This is a genomic window from Streptomyces sp. NBC_00234, from assembly GCF_036195325.1.
Classification (GTDB): domain Bacteria; phylum Actinomycetota; class Actinomycetes; order Streptomycetales; family Streptomycetaceae; genus Streptomyces.
Genome location: NZ_CP108101.1, coordinates 354,857 through 381,591, shown reverse-complemented (window position 1 = coordinate 381,591; position 26,735 = coordinate 354,857). Strand labels below are relative to the sequence as shown.

At 69.7% G+C, this 26,735-nt stretch carries 18 protein-coding genes; 11 read left to right on the top strand and 7 right to left on the bottom strand.

Annotated features, from left to right (window positions below):
- Positions 1-239 precede the first annotated feature (239 nt).
- On the top strand, positions 240-2,468 hold the full coding sequence (locus OG230_RS01740; protein ID WP_328911268.1) for a glycoside hydrolase family 95 protein: 2,229 nt from the start codon (positions 240-242) through the stop codon (positions 2,466-2,468).
- Here OG230_RS01740 and OG230_RS01735 read toward each other — a convergent pair.
- Positions 2,450-4,669, bottom strand: a complete 2,220-nt coding sequence (locus OG230_RS01735) for a terpene synthase family protein (protein WP_328908340.1) — start codon at positions 4,667-4,669, stop codon at positions 2,450-2,452. The two genes, OG230_RS01740 and OG230_RS01735, sit on opposite strands and share 19 nt — an antisense overlap.
- Before the next feature lie 318 nt (positions 4,670-4,987).
- Between OG230_RS01735 and OG230_RS01730 the strand changes: the two genes are divergently transcribed.
- Entirely contained in the window at positions 4,988-6,319 is a 1,332-nt protein-coding gene (locus OG230_RS01730) for an N-acetylmuramoyl-L-alanine amidase (RefSeq protein WP_328908339.1), read from the top strand.
- A 48-nt stretch (positions 6,320-6,367) separates the two neighbouring features.
- Here OG230_RS01730 and OG230_RS01725 read toward each other — a convergent pair whose 3' ends face one another.
- Complete coding sequence (locus OG230_RS01725) at positions 6,368-7,576, bottom strand: ROK family transcriptional regulator (protein ID WP_328908338.1); 1,209 nt, start codon at positions 7,574-7,576, stop codon at positions 6,368-6,370.
- A 166-nt stretch (positions 7,577-7,742) separates the two neighbouring features.
- Here OG230_RS01725 and OG230_RS01720 point away from each other — a divergent pair, with 166 nt between their 5' ends.
- The 6 genes from OG230_RS01720 to OG230_RS01695 all read left to right on the top strand — a co-directional run bounded on the left by OG230_RS01720 (position 7,743) and on the right by OG230_RS01695 (position 16,473).
- Positions 7,743-9,230 carry a sugar ABC transporter ATP-binding protein gene (locus OG230_RS01720; protein WP_328908337.1) on the top strand — a complete coding sequence of 496 codons (1,488 nt, stop codon included), beginning with the start codon at positions 7,743-7,745 and terminating at the stop codon, positions 9,228-9,230.
- Positions 9,227-10,246, top strand: coding sequence for an ABC transporter permease (locus tag OG230_RS01715; RefSeq protein ID WP_328908336.1), 1,020 nt, complete (start codon positions 9,227-9,229; stop codon positions 10,244-10,246). The genes OG230_RS01720 and OG230_RS01715 overlap by 4 nt, the downstream gene beginning before the upstream one ends.
- Positions 10,243-11,250, top strand: coding sequence for an ABC transporter permease (locus OG230_RS01710; protein WP_328908335.1), 1,008 nt, complete (start codon positions 10,243-10,245; stop codon positions 11,248-11,250). Before OG230_RS01715 ends, OG230_RS01710 begins: the two co-directional genes overlap by 4 nt.
- Complete coding sequence (locus tag OG230_RS01705) at positions 11,247-12,452, top strand: ABC transporter substrate-binding protein (protein ID WP_328908334.1); 1,206 nt, start codon at positions 11,247-11,249, stop codon at positions 12,450-12,452. Before OG230_RS01710 ends, OG230_RS01705 begins: the two co-directional genes overlap by 4 nt.
- Positions 12,449-13,324 (top strand): sugar phosphate isomerase/epimerase family protein, encoded by an 876-nt coding sequence (locus tag OG230_RS01700; RefSeq protein ID WP_328908333.1) that lies wholly within the window; start codon positions 12,449-12,451, stop codon positions 13,322-13,324. The genes OG230_RS01705 and OG230_RS01700 overlap by 4 nt, the downstream gene beginning before the upstream one ends.
- Before the next feature lie 62 nt (positions 13,325-13,386).
- Positions 13,387-16,473: a ThuA domain-containing protein gene (locus tag OG230_RS01695; protein ID WP_443051474.1), complete on the top strand. Its 3,087-nt coding sequence runs from the start codon at positions 13,387-13,389 to the stop codon at positions 16,471-16,473.
- A gap of 126 nt (positions 16,474-16,599) precedes the next feature.
- Here the strand turns inward: OG230_RS01695 and OG230_RS01690 are convergent, their stop codons facing one another.
- On the bottom strand, positions 16,600-17,733 hold the full coding sequence (locus OG230_RS01690) for an aminoglycoside phosphotransferase family protein (protein ID WP_328908331.1): 1,134 nt from the start codon (positions 17,731-17,733) through the stop codon (positions 16,600-16,602).
- 231 nt (positions 17,734-17,964) lie between these two features.
- On the opposite strand from OG230_RS01690, the gene OG230_RS01685 reads away from it, so the two are divergent.
- On the top strand, positions 17,965-19,458 hold the full coding sequence (locus OG230_RS01685) for a DNA-binding protein NsdB (RefSeq protein ID WP_328908330.1): 1,494 nt from the start codon (positions 17,965-17,967) through the stop codon (positions 19,456-19,458).
- A 73-nt stretch (positions 19,459-19,531) separates the two neighbouring features.
- On the opposite strand, the gene OG230_RS01680 is transcribed toward OG230_RS01685, so the two are convergent.
- Entirely contained in the window at positions 19,532-20,965 is a 1,434-nt protein-coding gene (locus OG230_RS01680; protein WP_328908329.1) for a PP2C family protein-serine/threonine phosphatase, read from the bottom strand.
- Positions 20,966-21,330: 365 nt separating this feature from the next.
- Here OG230_RS01680 and rpmG point away from each other — a divergent pair, with 365 nt between their 5' ends.
- Complete coding sequence (rpmG, locus tag OG230_RS01675; RefSeq protein ID WP_328908328.1) at positions 21,331-21,495, top strand: 50S ribosomal protein L33; 165 nt, start codon at positions 21,331-21,333, stop codon at positions 21,493-21,495.
- A 244-nt stretch (positions 21,496-21,739) separates the two neighbouring features.
- Here rpmG and OG230_RS01670 read toward each other — a convergent pair whose 3' ends face one another.
- Entirely contained in the window at positions 21,740-22,240 is a 501-nt protein-coding gene (locus OG230_RS01670) for a tetratricopeptide repeat protein (RefSeq protein WP_328908327.1), read from the bottom strand.
- Positions 22,241-22,349: 109 nt separating this feature from the next.
- Between OG230_RS01670 and OG230_RS01665 the strand changes: the two genes are divergently transcribed.
- Positions 22,350-23,141 (top strand): VanZ family protein, encoded by a 792-nt coding sequence (locus OG230_RS01665; RefSeq protein WP_328908326.1) that lies wholly within the window; start codon positions 22,350-22,352, stop codon positions 23,139-23,141.
- A 90-nt stretch (positions 23,142-23,231) separates the two neighbouring features.
- On the opposite strand, the gene OG230_RS01660 is transcribed toward OG230_RS01665, so the two are convergent.
- Both OG230_RS01660 and OG230_RS01655 read right to left on the bottom strand, forming a co-directional pair.
- Positions 23,232-24,965 (bottom strand): glycoside hydrolase family 6 protein, encoded by a 1,734-nt coding sequence (locus tag OG230_RS01660; RefSeq protein WP_328908325.1) that lies wholly within the window; start codon positions 24,963-24,965, stop codon positions 23,232-23,234.
- Positions 24,966-24,981: 16 nt separating this feature from the next.
- Positions 24,982-26,520, bottom strand: a complete 1,539-nt coding sequence (locus tag OG230_RS01655) for a cellulase family glycosylhydrolase (protein ID WP_328908324.1) — start codon at positions 26,518-26,520, stop codon at positions 24,982-24,984.
- Positions 26,521-26,735: the final 215 nt, after the last annotated feature.

Genomic DNA, 26,735 nt, shown 5'->3' with positions numbered 1-26,735 from the left:
AGCCCAAGCCGCCTCCGTCCAAGAGGCGGCTTTGTCATGCGTCTTGTCAGGACAGTCATCGGACTTTTAGCGTCGGGCGCATGACATCCGGGATCACGCGACGCACGACAGTGAAGTCAGCAATCGGTGTAACGAGCGCCCTGGCATTGGGAATTCCGGCAAATGCCGGGACCGCCGCAGCCGCCGTCACATCCGATGAATCCGTGGGAGCGGCCGAGGCAGCCGAGGCATCAGCACTCCTGCTCCAGTACCGCACCCCCGCCGCCGACTGGGAACGCGGCTCGCTGCCCATCGGCAGCGGAGCGCTCGGCGCGAGCGTGTTCGGCACCCTGGCGTCCGAGCGGCTCACGCTCAACGAGAAGACCCTGTGGACGGGCGGTCCGGGCTCCGTCCAGGGGTACGACTTCGGCAACTGGACCACACCGCGACCCGATGCCCTCTCCGGCGTCCAGCAGCGACTCGACGAGGAGGGCGCCCTCGGCCCGGACACCGTGGCCGACGCCCTCGGCCAGGCCCGCCGCGGCTACGGCGCCTACCAGGTCCTCGGCGACCTCCACATCGACCTGGTGGACGCACCGGCCGCCCCCGACGACTCCTACCGCCGCACCCTCGACCTGCCGACCGCGCTGGCCACCGTCACGTACACGCACCACGACGTCCGGCACAGCAGGGAGTACTTCGCCTCGCATCCCGACGGCGTGATCGTCGGCCGGCTCGCCGCGGACCGGCCGGGGCAGGTCTCCTTCACCCTGCGGCACACCTCGCCGCGCAGCGACTTCACCGCATCCGCCACCGCGGACCGGCTCACCGTCAGGGGCGCGCTCAAGGACAACGGGCTGCGATTCGAGGCCCAGATCCGGGTGCGCACCAAGGGCGGCAGCGTCACGGCGGGGGCCGACGGAACCCTCACCGTCCGGGACGCCGACAGCGCCTTCTTCGTCCTCGCCGCGGGAACCGACTACGCCGACGTCCACCCCGCCTACCGCGGCGAGGACCCGCACGCCGCCGTCACCGACACCGTCGACGCCGCCGCGGACCAGACGTACGCCAAGCTCCGCGACACGCACGTGCGCGACCACGGCGCGCTCTTCGGCCGGGTCGTCCTCGACATCGGCCAGGATCTGCCCGACCTGCCCACCGACCAGTTGCTGACCCGGTACACGGGGGGCGCGAGCGCGGCCGACCGGGCCCTTGAGGCGCTCTTCTTCCAGTACGGCCGCTACCTGCTGATCGCCTCGTCCAGGGCGGGTTCGCTGCCCGCCAACCTCCAGGGCGTGTGGAACAACTCCACCACCCCGCCCTGGTCCGCGGACTACCACACCAACATCAACCTCCAGATGAACTACTGGCTCGCCGAGGTCACCAACCTCGCCGAGACCACAGCTCCCTACGACCGCTATGTGGAGGCGCTGCGCGCACCCGGCCGGAAGACCGCCCGGGAGATGTTCGGCACCGCCGGATGGGTCGTCCACAACGAGACCAACCCGTACGGCTTCACCGGTGTCCACGACTGGTCCACCGCCTTCTGGTTCCCGGAGGCCGCCGCCTGGCTCACCCAGCAGATGTACGAGCACTACCGGTTCGGCGGCTCCACCGCCTATCTGCGCTCCACCGCCTACCCGGTGATGAAGGAGGCGGCCGAGTTCTGGCTGGCCAACCTCCGTCCCGACCCCCGTGACGGACTGCTCGTCGTCACCCCCAGCTACTCGCCGGAGCACGGCGACTTCACGGCGGGCGCCGCCATGTCCCAGCAGATCGTCCACGATCTGCTGACCAGCACCCTGGAGGCGGCCCGCGTCCTCGGCGACGCCCCCGACTTCCGCGGCCGGCTGGAAGCGGCGCTCGACCGGCTCGACCCCGGTCTGCGTATCGGGTCGTGGGGACAGCTCCAGGAGTGGAAGACCGACCGGGACGACCCGGCCGACACCCACCGCCATGTCTCCCATCTCTTCGCCCTGCACCCAGGACGGCAGATCGAGCCCGGCAGTCCCTGGGCCGAGGCCGCCAAGGTCTCCCTCGGAGCACGCGGCGACGGCGGCACCGGCTGGTCCAAGGCATGGAAGATCAACTTCTGGGCGCGGCTGAGGGACGGCGACCACTCCCACAAGATGCTCACCGAACAGCTGAGGAGCTCCACCCTGCCCAACCTCTGGGACACCCACCCGCCGTTCCAGATCGACGGCAACTTCGGCGCGACATCGGGCATGGCCGAAATGCTGCTCCAGAGCCAGTACGGAGACGTGGAGATCCTGCCCGCGCTGCCCGCGGCCTGGCCGGACGGCTCGGTCCGGGGACTGCGGGCGCGCGGCGGCGCCACCGTCGACATCACCTGGGCGGGCGGTGAAGCCACCCGGATCGTCGTCACGGCGAGCCGCACCGGTGAACTGACCCTGCGAAGCGGCCTGTTCACCGGCGGCGAGAAGACTTTCAAGGCTCGCGCGGGCGAACGCTACGTATTCACGGGCTGAGGCATCAGGAGGGAGACCACCCGGGCCGCCGAAGTGCCGATCCCCGTGGGGCCGTTGAGGTGCCACGGGGCTCCGCCCGTCCCCGACCGCAGATCCGCCTCGTAGTAGCGGACGCAGTTGCGGTGCCAGTTCAGGATCCCGGCCATCCAGTTCTGCAGATCGAGCACATAGGTGTCGAGGATCTCGCGTGCCGCCGCGTCCAGCGCGAAGTCCTCGTACAAAAGCGGCAGTTCATGCTCGATGACGTGCTGGAACTGCCGAAGGCGGCCCTGCATCAACTCGTGCACCATGGACACCCCCGTCGGGTAGTCCACGCCGAAGAAGTTCTGCACGACCAGGACGGCGTTGTGCACCTCGCCCTCGTACTCGATCTCCTTCTGGTACGAGAAGAGGTCGTTCAGCAGCGCCGCGTAGTCCACGGCGGCGTTCTCCAGCGACCGGATCGGCCCGCTGCGGTAGACATCGGCGGGCACCCGGTCACCGTGCGACAGCCGGCTCAGCCGCATCGTCATGTCCGCGCCGAAGGTGAACCGGCGCATCTCGATGTAGTCGACCGGGTCCGGGATGCGGTTCTGCGCCTGGTTGGCCAGCTCCCAGAGCCAGCTGTCCAGCATGTCTTCCACCGACTTGCGGAACATGCGCTGCGACGCCTCGTCCATCGGTCCCGCCGTGCGCGCCCACAGGTCGGCGAGCCCGCGCTCCATCGGGTCCACGGGCTCGGGAACGGGAGTCCCGTCCAGGGGCATGAACAGCCGCAGCCGCTCGTTGGCCGACCACGCCCCGGCCAGATCGCGGGTACGCCCGTAGATCACCGGGTAGAGGTCGTCGCCGTAGGTCCCCCAGGCCAGCCAGGCCGACGACAGGTCCAGTTCCTCCGGTGTCGCGTCCGGATCGATGCCCGCCGAGCAGAGCGGCAGGTCGATGTTGCGCGCCCGGCGCTCGTCCCAGACATGCGACCCCGGCCGTCCGGGCACCGGGTCGAGCATGCCCATCCGGCGTGCCCACGCGATGTTCCGGTCCCGGGCACCCGCCAGGTGCGGACTCAGCGCGAGGGGGTACGGGAGGTCGAACTCGGGCAGCAGGGACGGGCCGACATGCTGGAACGGCACGTGCGCATGGCTGCGCAGGCGGGCCGTCTCCGCCCGTGGGGTGAAGCGGATCGACGCGGCGGCCATGCCCCAGGCGGAATCGGCGGGCCCGTCCGGCACCCCGCCGCCGTTCATGTAGCGACTGGACCGCATGTGCCACTCGTGCCCGCCGGACTGCCAGTCCTGGAGCCCCTTGGTGTACGCGAACACGGCGGCCGACTCGGCAGGCGTCAGCCCCTTCTCGGCGCAGAGCGGGCCGACTTCCGTCAACGCGGTGTTCTCGAACTGCTGGAGCCGCGAGGTCAGCAGATCGTTCACGGCCTCGGCGGCCTCCTGCGTCGTGCACCCGAGGAAGTGCTCGAGGACCAGCACGCCGTTGCTGTTCTCCTTCTCGTCCTCCACCTCGCGCTGGTACGAGAAGAGGTCGTTGCGCAGATGCACCGCGTCCGAGAAGGCGTCCCGCAGCACCCCGAGCGGCCGTGAGCCGGCCACCTGGGCCGGGACCTCCGCATCCGCCGCGAACTCCACGAGGCCCGCCGACCAGGGCGCCCCGCCGACCTTCCGGCGCATCTCGATGTACTCGACGGGGTTGGCGATCCGCCCCTCGTCCATGTTGGAGAGTTCCCACAGGGACTCGTTCAGCAGGTGCTCGGTGTTCTCGGCGAACCGGGCCCGCCAGGCATCCGACATGGCCGGCACCGTGCGCGCCCACAGGTCGGCGAGCCCCGCCTCGACCGGGTTCTCGGGCTCTGGCATGCCGTCGGCCAGATCCATCGGCATGAAGGCGGGCAGCCGGTCCAGATACCGCTTCCCGCCCTCCCGGTCCAGCGTCCTCTTGAAGGTCTCCAGGAAGTGGTCGTCGAAGAAGAAGACCCACACGTACCAGTCGGTGACCAGCGAGAGGACATCCGCCGAGCAGTCGGGATGGGTGTACGCGCAGAGCAGCGCGTAGTCGTGGGCGTCGAGATCGCTCTCCTCCCAGATGCCGGACCCCTCCAGCATCTTCATCCCGCGCGCCCACTCCTTGGTGTGACGCCGTGCCTCCTCCACATGAGGGTTGAGCCGTGCCGGATACGGAACATAGAAGTCCGGCAGTGAGAAGGGCTGTGCCATGTGCGTACGGCCTTTCCGAGTACATCCGCGCGTTGCCCACGCGGACCGGTCCTGTCCGCGCCAGCACTACCCCTCGGCCATCCGGGGCACGCACGACGCAAATTAGTCACACAAGTCCGGCGGGTCGCGGGGCGGCGCGTAAAACTCGGGTAACGGGACCCGGCACGCTCCCAGGTCAATCTTTCCGGCCGCAGGTCAGACCACCTGCCAGTGGTCTGGTCCGGTGGCTCGTTCTGCCTGCTCCGCACCACACTTGACGCGCCATCACCGGCCGCCACAGAGTGTGTGCGCCCACCGCCGGTTCCCAGAAGGGTTGTCATGACGTCCAAGCAACGGACCAGACTCGCTCTCGCGCTGACCACGGTGGGAGCGCTCGGTGTCGCCCTGCTGGCCCCGGTGGCCCAGGCCGGAGCGGAGGAGGTGCGGCCGGAGTGTCCGCGCGACCTCGGCTGCGACTGGGTGCCCGCGGCCTACCGGCAGACGGGTGACCCGGCCGACAAGGAGACGTACGGGAACTACGACACGGCGGACCGGGCGAAGAGCAACAAGATCAAGTTCATCGTGCTGCACGACACCGAGGTGGACTTCGACACGACGCTCCGGATCTTCCAGAACCCGCTCAACCAGACCTCGGCCCACTACGTCGTACGCTCCGCCGACGGTCATGTCACGCAGATGGTGAAGAACAAGGACGTCGCCTGGCAGGCGGGCAACTGGTACCTCAACACCCACTCGATCGGCATCGAGCAGGAGGGCGTCGCCGCCGAGGGCGCCAAGTGGTACACCCCCGAGATGTACCGGTCGACGGCGAAACTCGTGCGCCACCTCGCTGCCCAGTACGACATCCCGCTCGACCGCGAGCACATCATCGGCCACGACGGAGTGCCGCCGACGAGCACGGCGGGCACGAAGAACATGCACTGGGATCCGGGCCCGTACTGGGACTGGAACCGCTTCATGGCCCTCCTGGGCAGGCCGACCGTGCCGACCGCGTCGCCCCGGAGCGAACTGGTCACCGTCAGCGCGGACTTCAAGAGCAACAAGCAGGCGTTCCGCGACTGCGAGAAGGGCGTCGACCTGCCCCTCCAGGGCAGCAGCGCGGTCCCGCTCCACACCGCGCCGGACGCCGCCTCACCGCTGTTCTCCGACCCCGGACTGCACCCCGACGGCTCTCCCGGCACCAACTGCGCGGCCGACTGGGGAAGCAAGATCAACGCCACTCAGCGGGCCGTGGTCGCCGACCGTGCCGAGGGCTGGACGGCGATCTGGTGGTACGGCCAGAAGGCATGGTTCCGCACCCCTGACCGGGCCGGGGTCACCACGCCGACCTCCGGGTACGTCGTGAAGCCGAAGCCCGGAAAGACCGAGGTGCCGGTGTACGGGGTGGCCTACCCGGACAAGGCCGACTACCCGGCCGACTTCACCGGCCAGCGGGTCGGCACGGCACTCCCGTACACCATCAAGCCGGGGCAGGCGTTCCCGGGCGGCGGCGAGGCACCCACCGGCTACTACTACGCGCCGACGATCGACTCCTCGCTGCCGTACGACCACACGTACTTCAGCGGCAGGGAGACGTACGTGACGGTGCAGATCGGCCACCGCATCGGCTTCGTGAAGACCTCGGACGTGGACGTGGTCCGGGCCCGCTGACGACGAGGCGGGTATGCGGGGCGCGTCCGGCCCCGGCGCGGGGGGTGCCTACGGCGCCCCCTGCGCCCGCATGCCCGTGAGCTCCCGGTCCACCTGCGCGGGCGACAGCGCGTGCTCGATGGCCAGAATTCCCGCCCCGACCGCCGCCGCGTTCTCGCCCGTCCGGCTCGGCTCGATCCGCAGGACATGCGTGGCCAGCGGATGCGACCTGCGGTACACCGCTTCCCGTACCCCTGCCAGCAGTTGGTCGTGGACGGCGGCCAGCGCGCCCCCCACGACCACCGTGTCCGGGTTGAAGAAGTTCACCAGTCCCGCGAGGACCTCACCGACCGCCCGCCCGGCCTCGCGCACCATCCGTACCGCGTCGCGGTTGCCGGACTTCACCAGCCGCACCACATCGCTGCCCGAGGTCGCCTCCAGCCCCAGCCCCGACAGCTTCGCCGCCAGTGAGGCGCCGCCCGCCACGGCCTCCAGGCAGCCCGAGTTCCCGCACCGGCACGGTTCGTCCAGCTCGGCGACCCGGATATGGCCGATATCGCCCGCGCAGCCCTGCGCGCCCCGGTGCAGCCGGCCGTCCGCGACGATCCCGCAGCCGATGCCCGTCCCGACCTTGATGTACAGCAGATAGCGGCAGTCGGGGAAGGCCCGGCGCTGCTCGGCCAGCGCCATCACGTTCACGTCGTTGTCGACGAGCGCACGCACCCCGAACCGGGCGGCGAAGAACTCCGGGATCGGGTACTGGTGCCAGCCCGGCATGATCGGCGGATCGACCGGACGGCCCGTGGAGAACTCCACCGGCCCCGGCACCCCGACCCCGATCGACCGCAGGGTGCCCGGCGCCCGTCCCGACGTCTTCAGCAGCTGGTGCAGCGTCCGCTCCACATGGCGCAGCACGGACGCCGGACCGTCGCCGATCGACAGCGGATCCTCCTGCGCGGCCAGCATCGTGCCACCGATGTCCATCAGGGCGACCCGGCAGTGCGAGGCCCCCAGGTCGACCCCCGCGACCGCGTGTTCCGCGGTTCTCAGGGCCAGCCGCCGGGGCGGCCGTCCCCCCGTCGAGCCACCGTCCGCGTCCTCGTCGACGAAGCCGTGGGCGATGAGCGCGTCGACGCGCTGGGACACGGTCGAACGCGCCAGGCCGGTGATCCTCGCGATGTCCGAACGGGTCGCGGCCGACCCCGAACTGATCAGCGCGAGCACCTCGCCCGGCGAGTGGGAAGCGGCGGAGGAATGTCGATCCGACGACGAAGGCATGGCAGTCACCATAGGGACGACTTCCGCTGCTCACAAGGCATGCTCTGTTCGATCGTCGACATAAGTCCGGTCCAACTCGCCTTTAATCAAACGTGCTTGACTCCTTGACAGGTCAAAGGTCTGTCACGACTCTGCTCTGCAGACCGCTGACCGAGGAGCCAGTTCGATGCTGACGATGCAAGGCGTGTCCAAGAGCTTTCTCGGGGTGCGTGTGCTCCACGACGTGGGGCTCGACCTCGAAGCCGGAGAAGTGCATGCCCTGGTGGGCGAGAACGGTGCGGGCAAGTCGACGCTGATGAAGATCCTCGCCGGCGAGCACGCACCCGATTCCGGCACCATCACGATCGACGGCGTGGAGCACTCCTTCGGCCACCCCTCGCAGGCCCAGGCCGCCGGGATCGGCATCATCCACCAGGAGTTCGCGCTCCTGCCCCACCGCACGGTCGCCGAGAACGTCTTCCTGGGCCGCGAACCCACCCGCCGCGGATTCGTCGACCGGCGCACCATGGAACGCCGGACCGCCGAACTCCTGGCCCGGATCGACGAGACCGGCATCACCCCGCGTACCCCCGTCCATGAACTGTCCGTGGCCCGTCGGCAGACCGTGGAGATCGTCAAGGCCCTCGCCTCCGACGTCCGCGTCCTGGTCATGGACGAGCCCACCGCCCCGCTGGCCGGCCACGAGGTCGCCCAACTCGCCTCACTGGTACGCCGACTGGCCGAGCGCGGCCTCGGCATCCTCTACATCTCGCACCGATTACCCGAGGTCTTCGACCTCTCCCAGCGCATCACCGTCCTCAAGGACGGCCGTCGCGTCACCACCCTGACCACCCGGGACACCGATGCCGACGAGGTCGTACGGGCCATGGTCGGCCGGGACCTCGGCGCCTACTACCCGCCGCGGGCCCGTCCCGCCGACATCGGCGCGGCGAAGCTCACCGTCACCGGCGGAGCCAACGCCCGCCTCTCCGGCATCGATCTGACGCTCCGGGCGGGTGAGGTCGTCGGCGTCGCCGGCCTCCAGGGCTCCGGCCGCACCTCCCTCGCCCGGGCCCTCTTCGGCGCCGACCCCTTCACCACCGGTGAGATGACCGTCGGCGGAGGACGCCTGCGGCCCACCCGGCCCCGTGAGGCCATCCGGGCCGGGATCGCCCTGGTCACCGAGGACCGCAAGACGGAAGGGCTCGCCCTTCGCCAGTCCGTGCGCGACAACGCCCTCCTCGTCACCCGGGCCGTTCCCGCACGTGGCGGCCCACCCGCCGGACAGGAGGTGAGCGCACTGCTGGAGCGCGTACGCCTCCACGCCAGTGGCGAGGACCAGCAGACGCAGTACCTCTCCGGCGGCAACCAGCAGAAGGTCGTCATCGCCAAGTGGCTCGCCGCCCGCCCCGAAGTGCTGCTGTTCGACGAACCGACCAGGGGAGTCGACGTCGGCGCCAAGGCGGCCATCCACACCCTCGTACGGGAACTGGCCGCCGAGGGCCTGGCCGTCCTGATCATCTCGTCCGAGCTGCCGGAACTGATCGGCATGAGCGACCGCGTCCTCGTCATGAGCGAAGGCCGTCTCGCGGGCGAACTGCCCGCCGGGGCCTCCGAGGAGGCCATCATGCGCGTCGCGACCGGCGGCGGCCGTGCACAGGAGGGCGCCGCATGACCGCGATCCGCACCGATGAGAAACCCCCTGCGTCCCGCACCCCCGCGAAGGCGGCCACCGGGCTGCGCCTCACCGGCCCGGTCACCGAAGTCTGGCTGGCCGCACTCGCCGTCACCGTCCTCGGCTGGATCGTCGTCGCCGCGCGCGGCGGCGACTTCCTCACCGTCACCAACGTCGTCGCGATCCTCCAGAACTGCGTGGCCCTCGGCCTCGTCGCCGTCGGCCAGTCCGTGGTGATCCTCAGCGGTTCGCTCGACCTCTCCGTCGCCTACCTCATCAGCCTGGGCACGCTCGTCGCCGCCGAGACCATGGAGAACGGGAGCGTCCTCCTCGCGATCCTCGCCGTGCTCGCCCTCTCCGCCGCCGTCGGACTCGCCAACGGCCTCGTCGTCACCGGCCTCAAGGTCAACGCCTTCATCGCCACGCTCGGCACCGCCTTCATCCTGCGCGGCTGGATCGAGGACAACTACACCGGGCCGGCAGGGGCGGTACCCGACTCCTTCCAGCGCCTCGGCTACGACCGGATGGGGCCCGTCCCGGTCTCCCTCTTCCTGCTCCTCGTGGTCGCCGCCGTCGTCTGGCTGATCACCCGGCGCACGCGGCTCGGCCACCACATGTACGCGACCGGCGGCGACGAACACGCCGCCCGGCTCTCCGGCGTCCGCACCCGCCGCACCGTCGTCGCCGCCCACGTCCTGTGCTCCCTCTGCGTCGGCGCCGCCGCCCTCTTCCTCGCCGCCCGGCTCGGCGCCGGAGCCCCCTGGGCCGGCACCGAGGCCCGCTACGACCTGGAGTCCATCGCCGCCGTCGTACTCGGCGGAACCGCGTTGGCCGGTGGACGCGGGGGAGTGGCCGGCACCCTCGGTGGTGTCCTCGTCCTCGCCGTCCTGGACAGCGTCTTCAACCAGCTGGCGGTCGACCCGTTCTTCAAGAACGTCGTCCGGGGCGTCGTCATCATCGCCGCCGTCGCCCTGTACGCCCGGCACAGCCGCACCCCGCTGGGGAGGACCGCATGACCATCACAGCCGAGGCGCTGCCCGCCGGCCGCCGCGCCGTGCGCGCCCTGGGCACCGCCGCACCCGTCTACGCCCTGCTCGCCGTGCTCCTCGTGGCCCTCGCCCTCACCGACCCCGGCTTCTACGAGCCGGACCGGTTCCTCGCCTTCGTCAAGCGCGCCGCCCCGCTCGTGATCCTCGCCGCGGGACAGTACCTGGTCATCGTCTGCGGCGAGTTCGACCTCTCTGTCGGAGCCGTCGTCACCGCGGGCGTCGTGGTCGCCGCCGAACTGTACGGATCCTTCCCCGGAGCCCCCTGGCTGCTCGTCACCGCGATCCTGCTGCTGGCGGGAGCCCTGGCCGGACTGGTCAGCGGCCTGATCACCACCCTGCTGCGCGTCCCGTCGTTCATCACCACGCTCGGCATGATGCTGATCCTCGAAGGCGCCGTCTTCTTCTGGACCGGTGGCTCCCCGCACGGCGCACTGCCCACCGCGTTCCGCCTGCTCGGCCGGGGCAGCGCCTTCGGCTGGCTGCCCTGGGCGGTCCTGGTCTGCCTCGCCGTCGGGCTGCTCGCCGTACGGCTCATGCGCTCCGACTTCGGCCGCACGCTCCTCGCGACCGGCGACAGCGAACGCGCCGCCGCGCTCTCCGGAGTACGGGTCGCCCGGGCCCGTACCCTCGCTTTCGTCCTCTCCGGCACCGCCGCCGCGCTTGCCGCGGTACTCGTCGGCGGATTCTCCGGAGTGTCCGCGCAGGCGGGCCGCGGCTACGAGTTCGAGGCCATCACCGCCGTCGTCCTCGGCGGGGTCGTGCTCGGCGGAGGCCGCGGATCCGTGCTCGGCGCGATGGCCGGAGCCTTCTCCCTCCAGGCCCTCTTCACCCTGCTCAACCTCCAGGGCGTCTCGGGCGCCCTGGAATCCACCGTGCAAGGCGTCATCGTCATCGCCGCTGTCGGACTCGGCGCGGCCGACTGGTCCAGGTTGCGCCGCCGCACCGAATCCTCGGGAGGGAAAGCCCTATGAGTACCCGACTGACCCGACACTCCCTGCTCCCGCTCACCGCCCTGCTCGGCGCCGCGCTCCTCGCCGGCTGTACGAGCGACGCGCCACCGGACAAGCCCGCCGCCTCCGGGAGCGGCGGCGGTGCCGGCACCGGTGCGCAGTCGAAGTTCTTCGACCGGACCGAGTACGACCGGCAGATCGCACTCGGCAAGGAGACCGCCGAGGGTCCCGCGGACAAGCCGTGGGAGCAGATGCTCCGGCCGGAGCTCGTCGACACGGCCTCGTACAAGAAGGACACCGGCTCCGTCCACCTCTGCTTCTCCAACGCCGGAGTGTTCAACCCCTGGCGTCAGGTGGGCCTGAAGAACATGCGGGCCGAGGTCGGCCTGCACAAGGAGATCACCGACTTCACCGTCCTGGACGCGCAGGGCAAGGACGACAAGCAGATCTCCGACATCCAGGAGCTCACCGGCAAGGGCTGCGACGCCCTGATCGTCTCCCCGAACACCACGGCGACCCTCACCCCGGCGGTCGAGCAGGCGTGCGCGAAACTGCCCGTCATCGTCTTCGACCGGGGTGTGGAGAGCGACTGCGCGGTCACCTTCGTCAATCCGGTCGGCGGGTACGGATACGGGGCGGTCGCCGCGGACTTCCTCGTCGAGAAGGTCAAGCCGAAGGGGAAGATCCTTGCCCTGCGGATCTCGCCCGGCGTCGATGTTCTGGAGACCCGCTGGTCCGCGGCGAAGGTCGCCTTCGACGAGAGCGGACTCGACGTCGTCGACGTGAAGTTCACCGACGGCGACCCGGCCAGGACCAAGTCGATCGTCGCCGACGCCCTGACCCGGCACGGCGACATCGACGGTGTCTGGATGGACTCCGGCGCGACCGCCGTCGCCGCCGTCGAGGCGTTCGAGGACGCGGGCAAGGACGTACCGCCCATCACCGGTGAGGACCAGCAGGACTTCCTCCAGGCATGGAAGGAGAAGAAGCTCACCGCGATCGCGCCGTCCTACCCCACCTTCCAGTGGCGTACGCCCGTCATCGCGGCGCTGAGGATTCTGAACGGTCAACAGGTCCCCAAGGAGTGGAAGCTGCCGCAGCCCACGGTCACCGAGGAGACCCTCGACCAGTACCTGCAGCCCGGCATGCCGCCCCTGCACTACGCGATGTGCGGCTGCGAGAACCTGCCCGGCTTCCCGGAGAAGTGGGGAGGCACGAAGTGAGTTCCGCCTTACTGCCGCTCGGGGCCAACCCGTGGATCTGGCACTCCCCGGTGACGTACGAAGCACTCGGTGACGTCCTGCCGCGCCTGTCGGGTTGGGGCTTCGACTGTGTCGAGATCCCGCTGGAGAACGTGCGGGACTGGGAGCCCTCGGCCGTGACGAAACTCCTCGGCGCCTCCGGCCTCGCGCCCGCCGCGGTGATCGCGGTGATGCCACCGGAGCGCAATCTCGTCCACACCGATCCGCGGACCGTCCAGGTCACCCAGGACTACCTCCGGCACTGCGTGGACGCAGCCCACGACCTCGGGGCACCGACCGTCGCCGGCCCCGTGTACACGGCGGTCGGTCGCACCTGGCGGATGAACCGGGCCGAACGCGCCGCGGCGTACGAGGAGTTGCGGGAGAACCTCGCCCCCGTCGTCGCGCACGCACGGGACGCGGGCGTACGCATCGCGGTGGAACCCCTCAACCGGTACGAGACGAGCCTCCTCAACACGGTCGGCCAGACGCTCGACGCGCTGGCCGGACTGCCGGAGGACGTCATCGGGATCGCACTCGACACCTATCACCAGAACATCGAGGAGCGCTCCCTGCCCGACGCCGTCCACCGCGCGGCGGGCCGCATCGTCCACGTCCAGGTCTGCGCGAACGACCGCGGCACCCCGGGCGCCGACAGCCTCGACTGGCCCGGCTTCCTCGCCGCGCTCCTGGGGGCGGGCTACCGGGGCCCGCTCTGTATCGAGTCCTTCACCGCGCACAACGACGCGATCGCGGTCGCCGCTTCCGTCTGGCGCCCGCTCGCCGCGAGCCAGGACACCATCGCCACCGACGGTCTGGCCTTTCTGCGCCGGGCCCTGCCGACCACCCCCTGATCCGGACCGTCCCACCGCAGAGAGGATCCATCGTGAGCTGTCATGCTCGTGACATACGACGGATGGTCATCGCGTTAGCGAGCGCACTGCTCCTCGCGCTGACCGCACTGCCCGCCACCGCCGCCACCACGGCCAACGCCCCCGCCTTCCGCGTCCTGCTCTTCACCCGCGCCGTCGGCTACGTGCACTCCTCCATCCCCGCCGGCATCCAGATGTTCAAGGAGGAAGCGGCCGAGAACGACTTCGAACTCGTCGAAACCGCCGACCCCACCGTCTTCGACGACGCCAAGCTCGCCGGCTTCGACGCCATCGTCATGCTCCAGAACTCCGGCATGGTCTGGGACACCGACGCCCAGCGCGAGGCCATGCAGACCTACGTACGCGGGGGAGGCGGCATCGTAGCCCTCCACAACACCCTCGACATGGGCGTGGAGGAGCAGTTCCCCTGGTGGGACGAGGTCATCAACGGCGGCGCCCACATGCCCGCCCACTCACCCGGCGTCCTCAAGGGAACCGCCAAGGTCGCCGACCGGGTCCACCCCTCCACCGCCGGTCTCCCCGAACGCTGGGAGCGCCCCGAGGAGTGGTACAACTTCGACGCCAACCCCCGCGGCGACGTCCACGTCCTCGTCACCGCCGACGAGACCACGTACAACCCCGGCGGCTCGGCGATGGGTGCGGACCACCCCATCTCCTGGTGCCGCAACACCGAGGGCGGCAAGGTCTGGGCCACCGCGATGGGCCACGACACCCCTTCGTACAGCGAACCCGCCTTCCGTGACCACGTCATCGGTGGTCTCCGGTGGGCCGCGGACAACCAGCCCGGCGACTGCGGCGGCACCGTCTGGAACGGCTACGAGAAGGTCACCCTCGACGACAACACCGCCGACCCGATGGAGCTCGACGTAGCCAAGGACGGCCGCGTCTTCTACATCCAGCGCAGCGGCGAAGTGAACATCTTCGACCCCGCCACCCACGCCACCACCACGGCGGGCAAGCTCGACGTCTACTCGGGCGGCGAGGACGGCCTCGTCGGCATGGAACTCGACCCGGCGTTCAAGGACAACCACTGGATCTACCTCTACTACGCCCCGGCCGGCGCCACCGAGGACGTCAACCGGCTCTCCCGCTTCACGGTCAAGGGCAACACCCTCGACCCGGCCAGCGAGAAGAAGCTCCTCGACGTCCCCGCCTACCGGGACCGCACCTTCCCCGAACCCGGACACACCGGCGGCGCCGTGGAGTTCGGCCCCGACCGCACCCTCTACCTCGGCGTCGGCGACGACACCCCGCCCAACCTCGACCCGAACTGGCAGGGCTACGCCCCGCTGGACTGGCGCGAGGGCAAGGAGATGCTCGACGCGGCACGCACCTCCGGCAACACCAACGACCTCCGGGGCAAGATCCTGCGCATCAAGCCCAAGGACTCCGGCGGCTACACCATCCCCAAGGGCAACCTCTTCGAGCGGGGCACCCCCAAGACCCGCCCCGAGATCTACGCGATGGGCTTCCGCAACCCCTTCCGCTTCACGGTCGACCCGAAGACCGGCTACGTCCACGCCTCCGACTACGGCCCCGACCGCGGACTGCCCACCACCGACCGGGGGCCCGAGGGACTCGTCGAGTACAACGTCATCAAGAAGGCCGGCAACTTCGGCTGGCCCTTCTGCCACGGCAACAACCAGGCGTACGCACCCTACGACCCGGACACCAAGGTCGTCGGCGCGAAGTTCGACTGCGCCAAGCCGGTCAACCCCTCGCCCAACAACACCGGCCTGACCGAACTCCCGGCGATCCAGCAGCCGGAGATCTGGTACGGCTACGGCGCGTCCACGGAGTTCCCCGAGGTCGGCAGCGGCGGATCGGCCCCGATGAGCGGCCCGGTCTACCACTACGACCCGAAGAACCCCTCCACCACGAAGTTCCCCGCCTACTTCGAGGGCGCGAGCTTCTTCTACGAGTGGTCGCGCAACTACGTCAAGGAAGTCCGCTTCGACAAGGACGAGAAGCTGCTCAAGATCAACGACTTCCTGTCCTCGCAGAAGTTCAACAAGCCCATGGACATGACCTTCGGCCCCGACGGCTCGCTCTACGTCCTGGAATGGGGCTCCTCCTTCGGCGGCGGCAACAACGACTCCGGCCTCTACCGCATCGACTACGCCCAGGGGCAGCGCATTCCCGTGGCCAAGGCCACCGCCTCGGCCACCGACGGCCCCGTCCCGCTGAGCGTCGACTTCTCCAGCCGGGGCAGCAGTGACCCCGACGGCGACTCGCTCAGCTACGCCTGGGACTTCGACGGCGACGGAACCTACGACTCGACGGAGGCCGACGCCAGTCACACCTACACCACCAAGGGGGACTTCACCGCCCAGCTGAAGGTCACCGACTCCAGCGGCAAGTCCGGCTACGCGAACATCCCCGTCACCGCGGGCAACACCGCGCCGAAGGTCACCATCGACTTCCCGGTCAGCGGCAAGCTCATCGAGTTCGGCGACAAGATCCCGTACAAGGTCACCGTCACCGACCCCGAGGACGGCCCCGTCGACTGCACCAAGGTCACCGTCAATCCGGCCCTCGGCCACGACGACCACGAACACCCCACCACCGACATCCCCGGCTGCGAGGGAACCGTGGACACCGGTGATCTGGGCGGCCACCCCGAGGGCGCCGACCTCACCTACGTACTCAACGCCAAGTACACCGACAAGGGCGGCGACGGCGTCTCCGCCCTCACCGGCTACGGGCGTTCGGTGCTCCAGCCGAAGCACAAGCAGGCCGAATACCACGACGCCCAGTCAGGCACCCGGATCGTCTCGCAGGCCGGCGCCGAGAACGGCAAACGGATCGGGGACGTGTCCGACGGCGACTGGGTCGCCTTCGATCCGATGAGCCTGGAGGGCATCGCGACCGTCGGCTACACGCTCTCCTCGCCGTACGGCGTGGGCGCGATCGAACTGCGCGCGGACGCCCCCGACGGAGACCTGCTCGCCACCACACCCGTCCCCAACACCGGCGGCTGGGACACCTATCAGGCGACCACGGCCGTCCCGGTCAAGGAACTGGCGGGCACCCACAAGCTCTATGTGGTCTTCACGTCCCCGCAGAACAACTCGTTCGACGTGGACGCGGTCGACTTCAGGAGCCCCTGACCGCCAGGCCCTGACGCGTAGCCCCTGAGGGCTGCCCCGGGGCCTGATCCCGGACAGCACACCAGCGTGCTGCGGAACCGATGTGTCGGCACCGGTCCCGCAGCACGCTCATCCCCGTCGATGCGGTCAGCGGGTTCCCACGGCGGCACGCACGGCCCGGCGTGCCATCGCGCAGTCGTCGTGCAGCCTGCGCAGCAGCAGCCGCTGCTCCTCGCCCGAGGAGAGAGCGCCCGGCCTGTCCTGGCCGCCGCCCACCGGCGGCGCCTCCCGCATGGTCCGCTGCACGGCGGTCTCGTACGTACGGATCTCCCGCGTCAGGACGAGCATGAGGTTCACCAGGAACGCGTCACGCGCCGCCGGGCCGTTGACCTGGGCCAGCTGACTGATCTGGCGCCGCGCCACCGGGGCGTCACCGAGCACCGCCCACAGTGTCGCCAGGTCGTACCCCGGCAGATACCAGCCGGCGTGCTCCCAGTCGACGAGCACGGGGCCGGTGGGCGACAGCAGGATGTTCGACAGGAGCGCGTCGCCGTGGCAGAACTGGCCCATGCCCTGCTTGCCGCCCGCATGGGCCAGACCGTGCAGCAGCTTCTGTAGATCACCCAGGTCACGGTCGGTGAAGAGGCCCAACTCGTGATAGCGGGCGATCCGGGAGGCGTAGTCCAGCGGTGCCTCGAACAGGCCCGCCGGCGGTCGCCAGCTGTTGACCCGGTTGATCGCACCGAGAGCCGCCCGCACATCGGCCCTCGGCGGGGCCTCCACCGGATGCCTCGTCAGAGCCGCGACCCGTCCCGGCATGCGCTCGATCACCAGCGTGCAGTTCTCCGGGTCCGCGGCGATGAGCCGGGGTGCCCGCACCGGTGGGCGATGACGGACGAAGGCGCGGTAGGCAGCTATTTCGTGCCGGAACCGCTCCGTCCACGCGGGGGAGTGGTCCAGTAAACACTTGGCCACCGCGGTGGTGCGCCCGGTCGTGCCGACGATCAGCACCGAACGGCCGCTGCGCCGCAGCACCTGTACCGGGTTGAACTCGGGGCAGATGCGGTGCACCGAGGCGATGGCCATCCTCAGCTGCGCGCCCTGGGGACCGGACAAGTCGATTCTTCCGCTGAGCGGTTGCGTACCCAGCCCCGCCGGACGCCGGATCCGACCCAGGCCGGGCGCCGGTGCGGCATGGGGGTCGAGATACGGTCCGCCACCCGCCCCCATGGGACGGAGCGGGCGGGGCGGGGCGGACACGGAGGACGATGCTGTGTACATGGGCGAGACAGATCCCTTCGTGCGCCGACAAGTTACGTGCGCCGCCCCGGCCGGCGGCCGTCCGGCACCCTGGGGAGTACCTAGGGCTGCCGGGCGGGGTGGCGCTTTCCTACCTGACACCGGGCCGCGGGTGGCAGACCATCTGGCGCACCCTGGCGAACCCTGGCGAATAGTCGACCCGCATCTGCCAGGGGGTTAGTGTCAAGTCAGCCGAGAACCTGGGGGCTTGACGTGAGCGGAGAACCCAACACCCGCCTGAACGACCTGTTCGGCCTGGCCGGATGGTCCAAGGGCGAACTCGCGAGAATGGTGAACCGACAGGCGGCGGCCATGGGCCACCTCCAACTGGCGACCGATACCTCGCGGGTCAGGCGTTGGATCGACATGGGGGAGTCCCCACGCGATCCGGTGCCCGAAGTGCTGGCTGCCCTGTTCACCGAGCGACTCGGCCGTGTCGTGACCATCGAGGACCTCGGGTTCGGCCGGCGCGGGCGTGTGGGGAAACGGCGGGACGCCGGGACGGAGAAGAATCCCGACGGCCTTCCGTGGGCGCCCGAACGGACGGCAGCGGTCCTCACCGAATTCACGGGAATGGACCTCATGCTCAACCGACGCGGCTTGGTGGGCGCGGGCGCCGCGCTCGCCGCTGGCTCAGCCATCACCGGCGCCATGTACGACTGGCTGCACACCGACCCCGCTCTGGCGGCCGACGCACCACGGCTCAACGATCCGATGTACGCCGACAACGCCGGTTACGACCGGTACGAGGCGGCGCCCATCGGCTCCGAGGAGATCGAGGCTCTCGAGCGCTCGGTCGAGGTGTTCCGTGCCTGGGACGCGTCCCGGGGCGGCGGCCTCCAGCGCAAGGCGGTCGTGGGTCAGCTCAACGAAGTGGGCGGCATGCTCGCCTACCGCCACCCCGACCATCTCCAGCGCCGCCTGTGGGGCGTCGCTGCCAATCTCGCCGTCCTCGCGGGCTGGATGTCCCACGACGTCGGCCTCGAACCCACCGCCCAGAAGTACTTCGTCATCGCCGCCCACGCGGCGCGCGAGGGCGGTGACCGTCCTCGCGCGGGCGAGGCGCTGTCCAGGGCGGCACGCCAGATGGTGCACCTGGGCCGCCCCGACGACGCCCTGGACCTGATGAAGCTCGCCAAGTCGGGTTCCGGCGACGAGACACTCCCGCGTACCAGGGCCATGCTCCACACCATCGAGGCGTGGGCCCAGGCTTCCATGGGCCGCGGCCAGGCCATGCGGCGCACCCTCGGAGAGGCGGAGGAGCTCTTCGTCTCGGACAAGGGGGACGTCCCGCCGCCCAGTTGGATGCAGATGTTCGACGAGGCGGACATGCACGGGATGCAGGCACTCGCGTTCCGCACGCTCGCCGAGCACGATCCGTCGGCAGCGACCACCGCGCAGCGCCATGCCAAGCAGGCGCTGGACCTCCGCATCAACGGCCGTCAGCGGTCCAAGATCTTCGACTACATCTCGCTCGCCTCGGCCTGCTTCATCGCCAACGACCCCGAGCAGGCCGACCGGTACGCACGGCTCGCCCTGGTGTCGATGGGGGAGACCTCCTCGCACCGCACCTGGGACAGGCTGCGCGAGATGTACCGGCTCACCGGCCAGTTCGCGGGGTACGCGAAGATCGAGGATCTGCGCGAGGAGATCGAGCTGGCCCTGCCCCAGAGCACGCTCAAGAAGTCCAGGGGCAGTCAGATCTGAGACCGGACGGCGTCGACGAGAGACGCCGGTCGCTCCTGCCCGTCAGCGCGGAAACCGGCGATCGCGCCGCGTTTCACGCTCCGACGCGGGCAACCATCACACACGCGTCGTCCAGGCGTTCGGTCCCGCCGAACTCCTCGACAACGGCTCTCACACAGTCCTGCGCCGTGCGGGCCTGTGCGAAGCGCGGCGCCAGACCGAGCAGTGCCTCCGGGCCCGCACCCCGGTCCCTGCGACGTGTCAGCCCGTCCGTGTGCAGGAGCAGCACGTCTCCGGGCAGCAGGCCTACCTCGTCCTGCTCGTAGGCGACTCCGGAAGCCGCACCGAGGAGTACGCCGTCGGGCCGGGACAGGGGACGCCCCGTTCCGTCGCGGAACAGCAAGGGCGCGGGGTGCCCGGCCTGCGCCCAGGCGAGGCTGCCGGTCGTGGGATCGAAGCGGCAGCACACGGCGCTGCCCAGAGCCGGCTGCACCGTCGATTCGAGCAGCTGGTTGAGATGGCCCATCAGGGCCCCGGGCTCGATCCCGGCCACAGCCATGCCGCGCAGTGCGCCGAGGAGCATCGCCATGGCCGTCGTGGCCGGGATGCCGTGGCCGGTGAGATCGCCGACCGTGAGCAGGGTCCTGCCGTCCGGCAGTTCCAGCGCGTCGTACCAGTCGCCGCCGATCAGCGCGCTCGACTCCGACGGAAGGTAGTGGCCCGCGACGTCCAGCGCGCCCGGCCCCTGGCGCGGGAGGCGGAGCGAACCGCGCCACGGCGGAAGCACGGCCTCCTGCATCTCGACGGCCATCCGGTGTTCGGTCCGTGCCATGTCCTGCTCGCGGCGCACCGAGTCGCGGGTCCGCCCCACGACACGCTGACTGCGCCGCAGCTCACTGACGTCACGCAGGACCGCCCACATGGAGGCGGTGCATCCGTCCGCGTCGAGTACGGGTTCGCCCATCATGTGCAGCGTCCGCATATGGCCGTTGTTCCGCAGGATGCGGAACTCGCCGTCTATCGGTTTTCCGTCGACCAGGCAGGCGGTCACCATCGACGTCAGGAGCGGCTGGTCCTCGGGGAGGAGGGCGGACGGCAGCTCGTCGAGCGACAGGGGGCCCGACTCGGGGGTCCTGCCGAAGATCTCGTACAGCTCCTCGGACCAGCTGACCTCGTCGGTCAGCAGATTCCATTCGGCGCTGCCGACCCGGCTGAGGAGCGAGCCGGTCTGCGCGTCGCCGGAGGTCTCCTGTACGGGTGCCCGCTGCGGCTCCGCGGCGGCCTGCGCCGACAGCCCTTCCCTGAGCTGTCCCAGGTGTCCGTCGAGGTCATCGAGATGGTGGACCGCGAGATCGCAGAGCGCGCGCTGCCAGCGCAGCTGGGGGTCGTCCTCGTCGGTCACGACGGCGTCCCGCCGCACGGCGTCCACATCTCCGCGCAGCCGACGGGTGCGATGGATCAACGCGTCGACGGCATCTCGCTCAGGAGGCTGTGGGGCGGGGCGGTCCGCGAACAGATGGGACGGCATCTCGTACTCCGATACAGGCGCGGCGGCCAGTTCTCAAGGGGGGGCCGAGTCGACTGTCGCACAGGCTGCGGGAGGCCGTAAGGGGTTTGGCAACACTCGATACGTTCTTGCTTCCGGCATATGCCATAGGCTGCCCGAAGGGGGGCGAGTTCCGAACACCCTTGCCTATAAAGGGGCGTTGAGGGTGATCCGGTCGGGGCGGAAGGGGCCAGGCGCACGCCCGCGCGGCGTTCCCGCCACGCGTGCGCCCCTGGGTGATGCGCCGGGGAATGCGAGTGCTTCGTCCCGCGTTAATCCACCATAACGAAAACGACACCCATTCCCGTCGAGGAAATGGGGTCGGTGTACGCACTCTGGAGGTGCCCATGGCACGCAGTGAGACCAGGCCCGTCGTCACCCTCCGGTCGACCGCCGGAACGGGGCAGACCTATGTGACCCGTAAGAGCCGCCGCAACACCCCGGACCGGCTGGAGCTGCGCAAGTACGACCCGGCCGCGGGGCAGCACGTCGTGTTCCGCGAGGCCCGCTGAACCGGACGTAGTGCGGGGCGGCGGTTCTTGCCGGTGCTCTGGATCACATCCGGGGGTGGCGATTCCCGGGAACGGACCCGGATGGTTTACCGTTCATATATATGTGGGTGAGCGGAGCCCGCCCCAAGGGCGACGGCTTTCCGTGCCCGCGCACAAGCCGCCCCGGCTGGATTCCCCCGATCCGGCCGGGGCTTCCCTTTGCCCTGGTGGAAGCCCCCCCCGAAGGCGTACGCCTCCGACGGCGTCACATGGTCGCGTCGAGGTCCGACGCGTAGTGCTCGATGGCCGGCCGGTAGCGCTCCACATGCGGGTCGGTGCTCGTCGAAGCCACCACCCGCAACAGAATCCGCATCGCCTCATGGTGCTCGTCGACGTTGTAGAGCGCCATGGCGAGGAAACTGCGCATCGCCCCGTCGTCCGGGAACTCCGACACTCCCCGTCGGAGTGTCTCGACGGCCTGTCCGTACCGGCCGAGCACGCGGTAGGTGCTGCCGAGGCCGAGGAGCGCACCCCGGCGTTCCTCCTCGGTGAGACCGGGAAGCTGGAGGCTCCGGGCGTAGTACGGAACAGCCTCGGACTCCAGCCCCAGCACGTCGTGGACCCACGCGGTCTGATAGGCCACGTCGGCCGCGTCGGGGAAGGCGGCGGTGAGCGCGAGAAGACGCTCCCTGGCCTGTTCGGGGTCGCCCTCCACCCGCAGCCGCACGGCCTCGGCCAGCAGTTCGTCCTTGTTGTGATCACTCATGCGCCCCATCGTCGCAGGCCGGTCCGGTCCGGCGGTCCGAATTTCCGCGTGCGCCCCGCCGGGGACCGACCGCGCGTGTGGTCAAGGAACTTCGGGGCAGTCGTCGGCCATGACAGTTGAGGCGGAACGCAGTGGTGAGAGGCAGTGGGGCCGGATACTCCTCCGGGCATCGATTTTCGTGGCGGCGGTCCTCGGGCTGGTGGCCTTCTCCGTAGTCCTGGCCCAGGTGACGCTCACTCCGTCGCCGGCCTCCGAAGACCTCGTGACCTCGAACCTTCGGCCCGGCCGGTCCCTGCGACAGTACGCCGAGGACTACACCTTCCTCGGGGCCTGCAAGCAGGCGGGGGGAAACCTCCTGCTGGGCATGCCGTTCGGTGTGCTGCTGCCGATTCTGGTGGAGCGTCGGCTGCGCATGATCCGCATCGTTCTCCTCACCATGGTGGTCATGGTGGTCGTCGAGCTCATGCAGGGGGCGCTCGTCGCCGGCCGGGCGTTCGACATCGACGACGTGATCCTCAATACGAGCGGTGCGCTGCTCGGCTATCTGCTGGTGGGCCGCAGGATCAGCCACCGGTATCACACGCTCGGCGAGACCTCCCCGACGGAGGCGACGACCGCCGCCGGACCGGACAAGGCGAAGACGTCACCCAAGGCCGGGACCAAGGGCGGAGCCAAGGCGGGGACGAAGGGGGGTGTCAAGGTCGGGACCAAGGCCCGTGCCAAGGCTGGAGTCACGGCCCGTGCCAAGGCCGGGGTCAAGGCCCGCACCAAGCCCCGGACCAAGGCCGGAGCGGGCCGGAGCGGGTCCGCTCCGGCCCGTGTCCGCGCACTGATCGCCCGAATCCGGAACCGCAGGCCGGGTCGGAGCGGGGGAGCGCCCCGACCCGGCCGCCGGAGCTAGGGCCTCTCGTTCGGGCCTCTCGTTCGGATCATGCCGGGCTCGCGGGGTCCGGCATGATCCCGAACGAAGGACCCTGGTCGTGCCCGTTCCCTAGAGCGCCGGGTAGGCGTTCTTCATGAGCTCCTGGAACTGGGCGGAGAACCAGTGCCCGGAGACCGGGGCGTCCGCCAGCGCGCCCGACATGCTGTTGCCGTTCCGGGGGTTACCGGTGTAGGTCGGGTCGCACATCCGGTCGAAGCCCTTGCCCTCGTCGTTCGGGATCGCCTTGCTGGAACCGTCCGACTCACCCGGGGGCTTCACCCAGACGTAGGCGTCGATGCCGGGCTCCGGCGCCGACTGCGGTCGTTCGCCGAGGCCGGCCCCGGACTGGTTGCACCAGTTGCCCATGTGGATGCGCCGGTCGTAACGGCCGCCGTCGACATAGGTGTCGACGCTGGTGGACGCCCCCGGGCCGGCGGGCCTGGCGGTACCGCCCCAGCCGTTGCGCGAGGTGTCGATCAGCATGCCGATACCGGAGTTGAAGCCGACCGAGACCAGCTTGGTGCGGAATGCCTGGGCGAAGGACAGCTCGTCCGTGTAGCGGTTCCAGTCCACCCACTTCGACTGCCGTACGGACGTGCCGTTGACGGAGTCGTCGATGGTGAAGTTCTCCTCCTTCAGCGCGCTGTAGTTGGCGGTGTTGGTGATGAATCCGTGCACGTCGTTCACCGTGGCGCCCTCGGCGGTGGCAGCCTGCTTGAACGTGTCGGCGGACGGGGCGAAGTTGTCGTCCCAGCCGATCCAGCCGTGGTGACCGGCGTCGATGTAGTTGTAGACGTTGGGAGCGTCGCCGAGCTTGTTGAGCGCGTAGCCGACGCCCTTCACGTAGTTGCCGTTGGCCTTCATGACGTCGCAGGCCGGGGTGGCGGTCGGGCGGCTGCCGGTGTTGGTGACCAGGTTCGGCAGCGAGTCGATCTCGACCGTGTTGACGATGCGCAGACCGGCGTACTTCGGGTCGGCGAGGATCGCCGCTATCGGGTCGATGTACTCGGTCTTGTACCGGCCGATCTCCTCGGGGCCGAGCTCACCGTTGGATGCGAGCGCCGCACAGTCGCGTCCGGGCAGGTTGTAGATGACGAGCTGGACGACGAGCTCGCCGTCGCCCTTCTGGGCGAGGGCCGCGTCCAGGTGGTCGCGCAGGCCCATGCCCCCGTTGACGCCCTCGATGGCGGCGATGCGGTCGAGCCAGACAGCGGTGGGTTCGTCGGCGACGCGGGAGCCCCCGGGCTCCGCCGCGGCCTTGGCGGACCACTCGGGGTTCACGTAGACATCGGCGCCCGCGTACGGGTTGTCGACGCGGTCACCCACCGGCGGGTCCGTCGGGTCGGTCGGGTCCGTGGGGTCGGTCGGGCCTCCGTTGCAGGTGACGCCGTTCAGCTTGAACGTCGCGGGGACGGTGCTGTTTCCGCTCCCGGTGGCGTTGAACCCGAAGGAGGCGGAGGCACCCGTGGTCAGAGAACCGTTGTACGAGAGGTTCTTGGCGGTCACCGCCGTACCGCTCTGCGTGACGGTGGCGTTCCAGCCCTGGGAGACCTGCTCGCCGGCGGCGTACGACCACTCCAGCTGCCAGGCGTTGACCGCGTCGCCGGTGTTGGTGACGGACACGGCTGCGGTGAAGCCACCGTTCCACTGGTTCTGGATCGTGTAGTCGACGGTGCATCCGGCGGCGGCCGCCGCGGAGGGGACGGCTGCTGCGGCCGTGCCTGCTGCTGCGGCGACCAGGGCTCCCGCCGCGATGAGGGCGGTGCGTGACCGGCGGAGGGGGGTGCGGCTCGTGCGGCTCATGAGAGTTTCCGTTTCCTCAGTTGTCGAGGGCGCGCAGGTGATCGCGCAGCCCGATTCCGTACGGGGTGGGGGTGCCGTCGTAATTGCTGATCAAGGACGGGCCCGAGGAGCAGTCCCAGGTGTTCCAGGTCCATCCGAGATAGGAGAGACCGCGGTCGTCGAACCACCGCATGACCCGGTCGACGAAGCCGTGGGAGCAGGTGTTCTCGCCGATCTCGCCCGCGACGAGGGGGACTTCGGCGGCGACCGGTGCGAGCGTGGAGTTCCAGCACTCCTCGTTCGCACAGGCGTTGAAGTTGTAGACGTGCCAGGCGGCGGCGAGATTGCCCGCCGGGTCGTCCGGCCTGTGCTGGAGCCACTGACCGAGGTCGTTGGAGTACGCGATACCGCCGGCCAGGATCAGGTTCCCGGCGCCGGTCTCCCGTACGGCATCGACCAGGTCCTGCATGCCCGCGACCTCGTAGCCGATGCCCGGGCAGGTTCCGCCGTCCCGCCAGCAGGTCCATGCCTGTCCGAGGGTGGGCGTCGCACGGTCCGGATACGGCTCGTTGAACAGGTCGAACACCACGGTCGGCTCGTCCTTGAACGTCGAGGCGACCGAGGACCAGAAGGCCGGTGTGTACTGCGCGTCGGGCATGGGCTTCTGGCAGCTGGCGTGCACGTCGGAGCAGCCGGCCGAGTTGCCGGTGTACTGCCCCCAGGTCCAGTGCAGTTCGACCATCGGTGTCATGCCGTGGGCGATGACCCGTTCGACCAGGTCCTTCACTGCGCTGATGTAGTTGTCGCCCGCATAGCGCGGATCTATGGTGTCCAGGCCAAGCCAGCACTCCTCGTTCAAGGGGATACGGACGGTGTTGGCATTCCAGTCGGCGATCGCCCGCACCGAGGCGTCGTCGACCGGACCGTCGAAGATTCCACGGCCCTGTACGCACATGAACTCTCCGCCGGAGCGGTTGACGCCGAGCATGCGCCGGGTCGTGCCGGTCGCGTCGACGAGCTTGTTGCCCGAAACCGTCAGCACGGGCGGGCCGGCCGGCGGGTCCGGTGGATCGGTCGGATCAGGTGGATCGGTCGGGTCGGGCGGATCGGTCGGGTCGGGCGGATCGGTCGGATCAGGACCGGGGCCGCCACCGCAGGGCGTTCCGTCGAGCGTGAACGCGCTTGGTGCCGATCCCGTACCGGCTCCCGAGGCGAGGAAACCGGCACTGACGCTCGCACCGTTCGCGAGCGTGCCGTTCCAGGTCTCGTTCGCCGCGGTGACGGTACTGCCCGACTGCGACCACCGTGCGTTCCAGCCCTGCGTGACCTTCCGGTCGCCGGGGAGATCGAACCCCAGGCTCCAACTGCTCATGGAGGAGCCCAGGTTGGTGAGCGTGACGGCCCCCTTGAATCCGCCTTCCCATTGACCGGTGGTCGTGTACTCCACCGTGCAGACGGGTGCGGATCCGGAGGCGGTGACCACGGGGGCGACGGCGATACCGACCGTGGCGAGAACAGTTGCCAGAACTAAGCGGAACACGTGCCGTAAATGCGGTGCGTGCGGGGGGTGTCGCATGAAGCGACTCCTTACAGACCGGACGTGCCCCCTACGGCACGTCGACTGATGGAACCGCTCCCACTGGTGTGGCATGACGTTAGAGCGTCAACTCGTGTCGGTCAACAGACCCCTTCTCATCTCTCGCAATCGAATTTATTCGACTCTTCAACTCTCTTGACTCCCATTTTCCCCCTCCCCATGCTGGGAGCGCTCCCACTGGTTCAAGGCTTGTG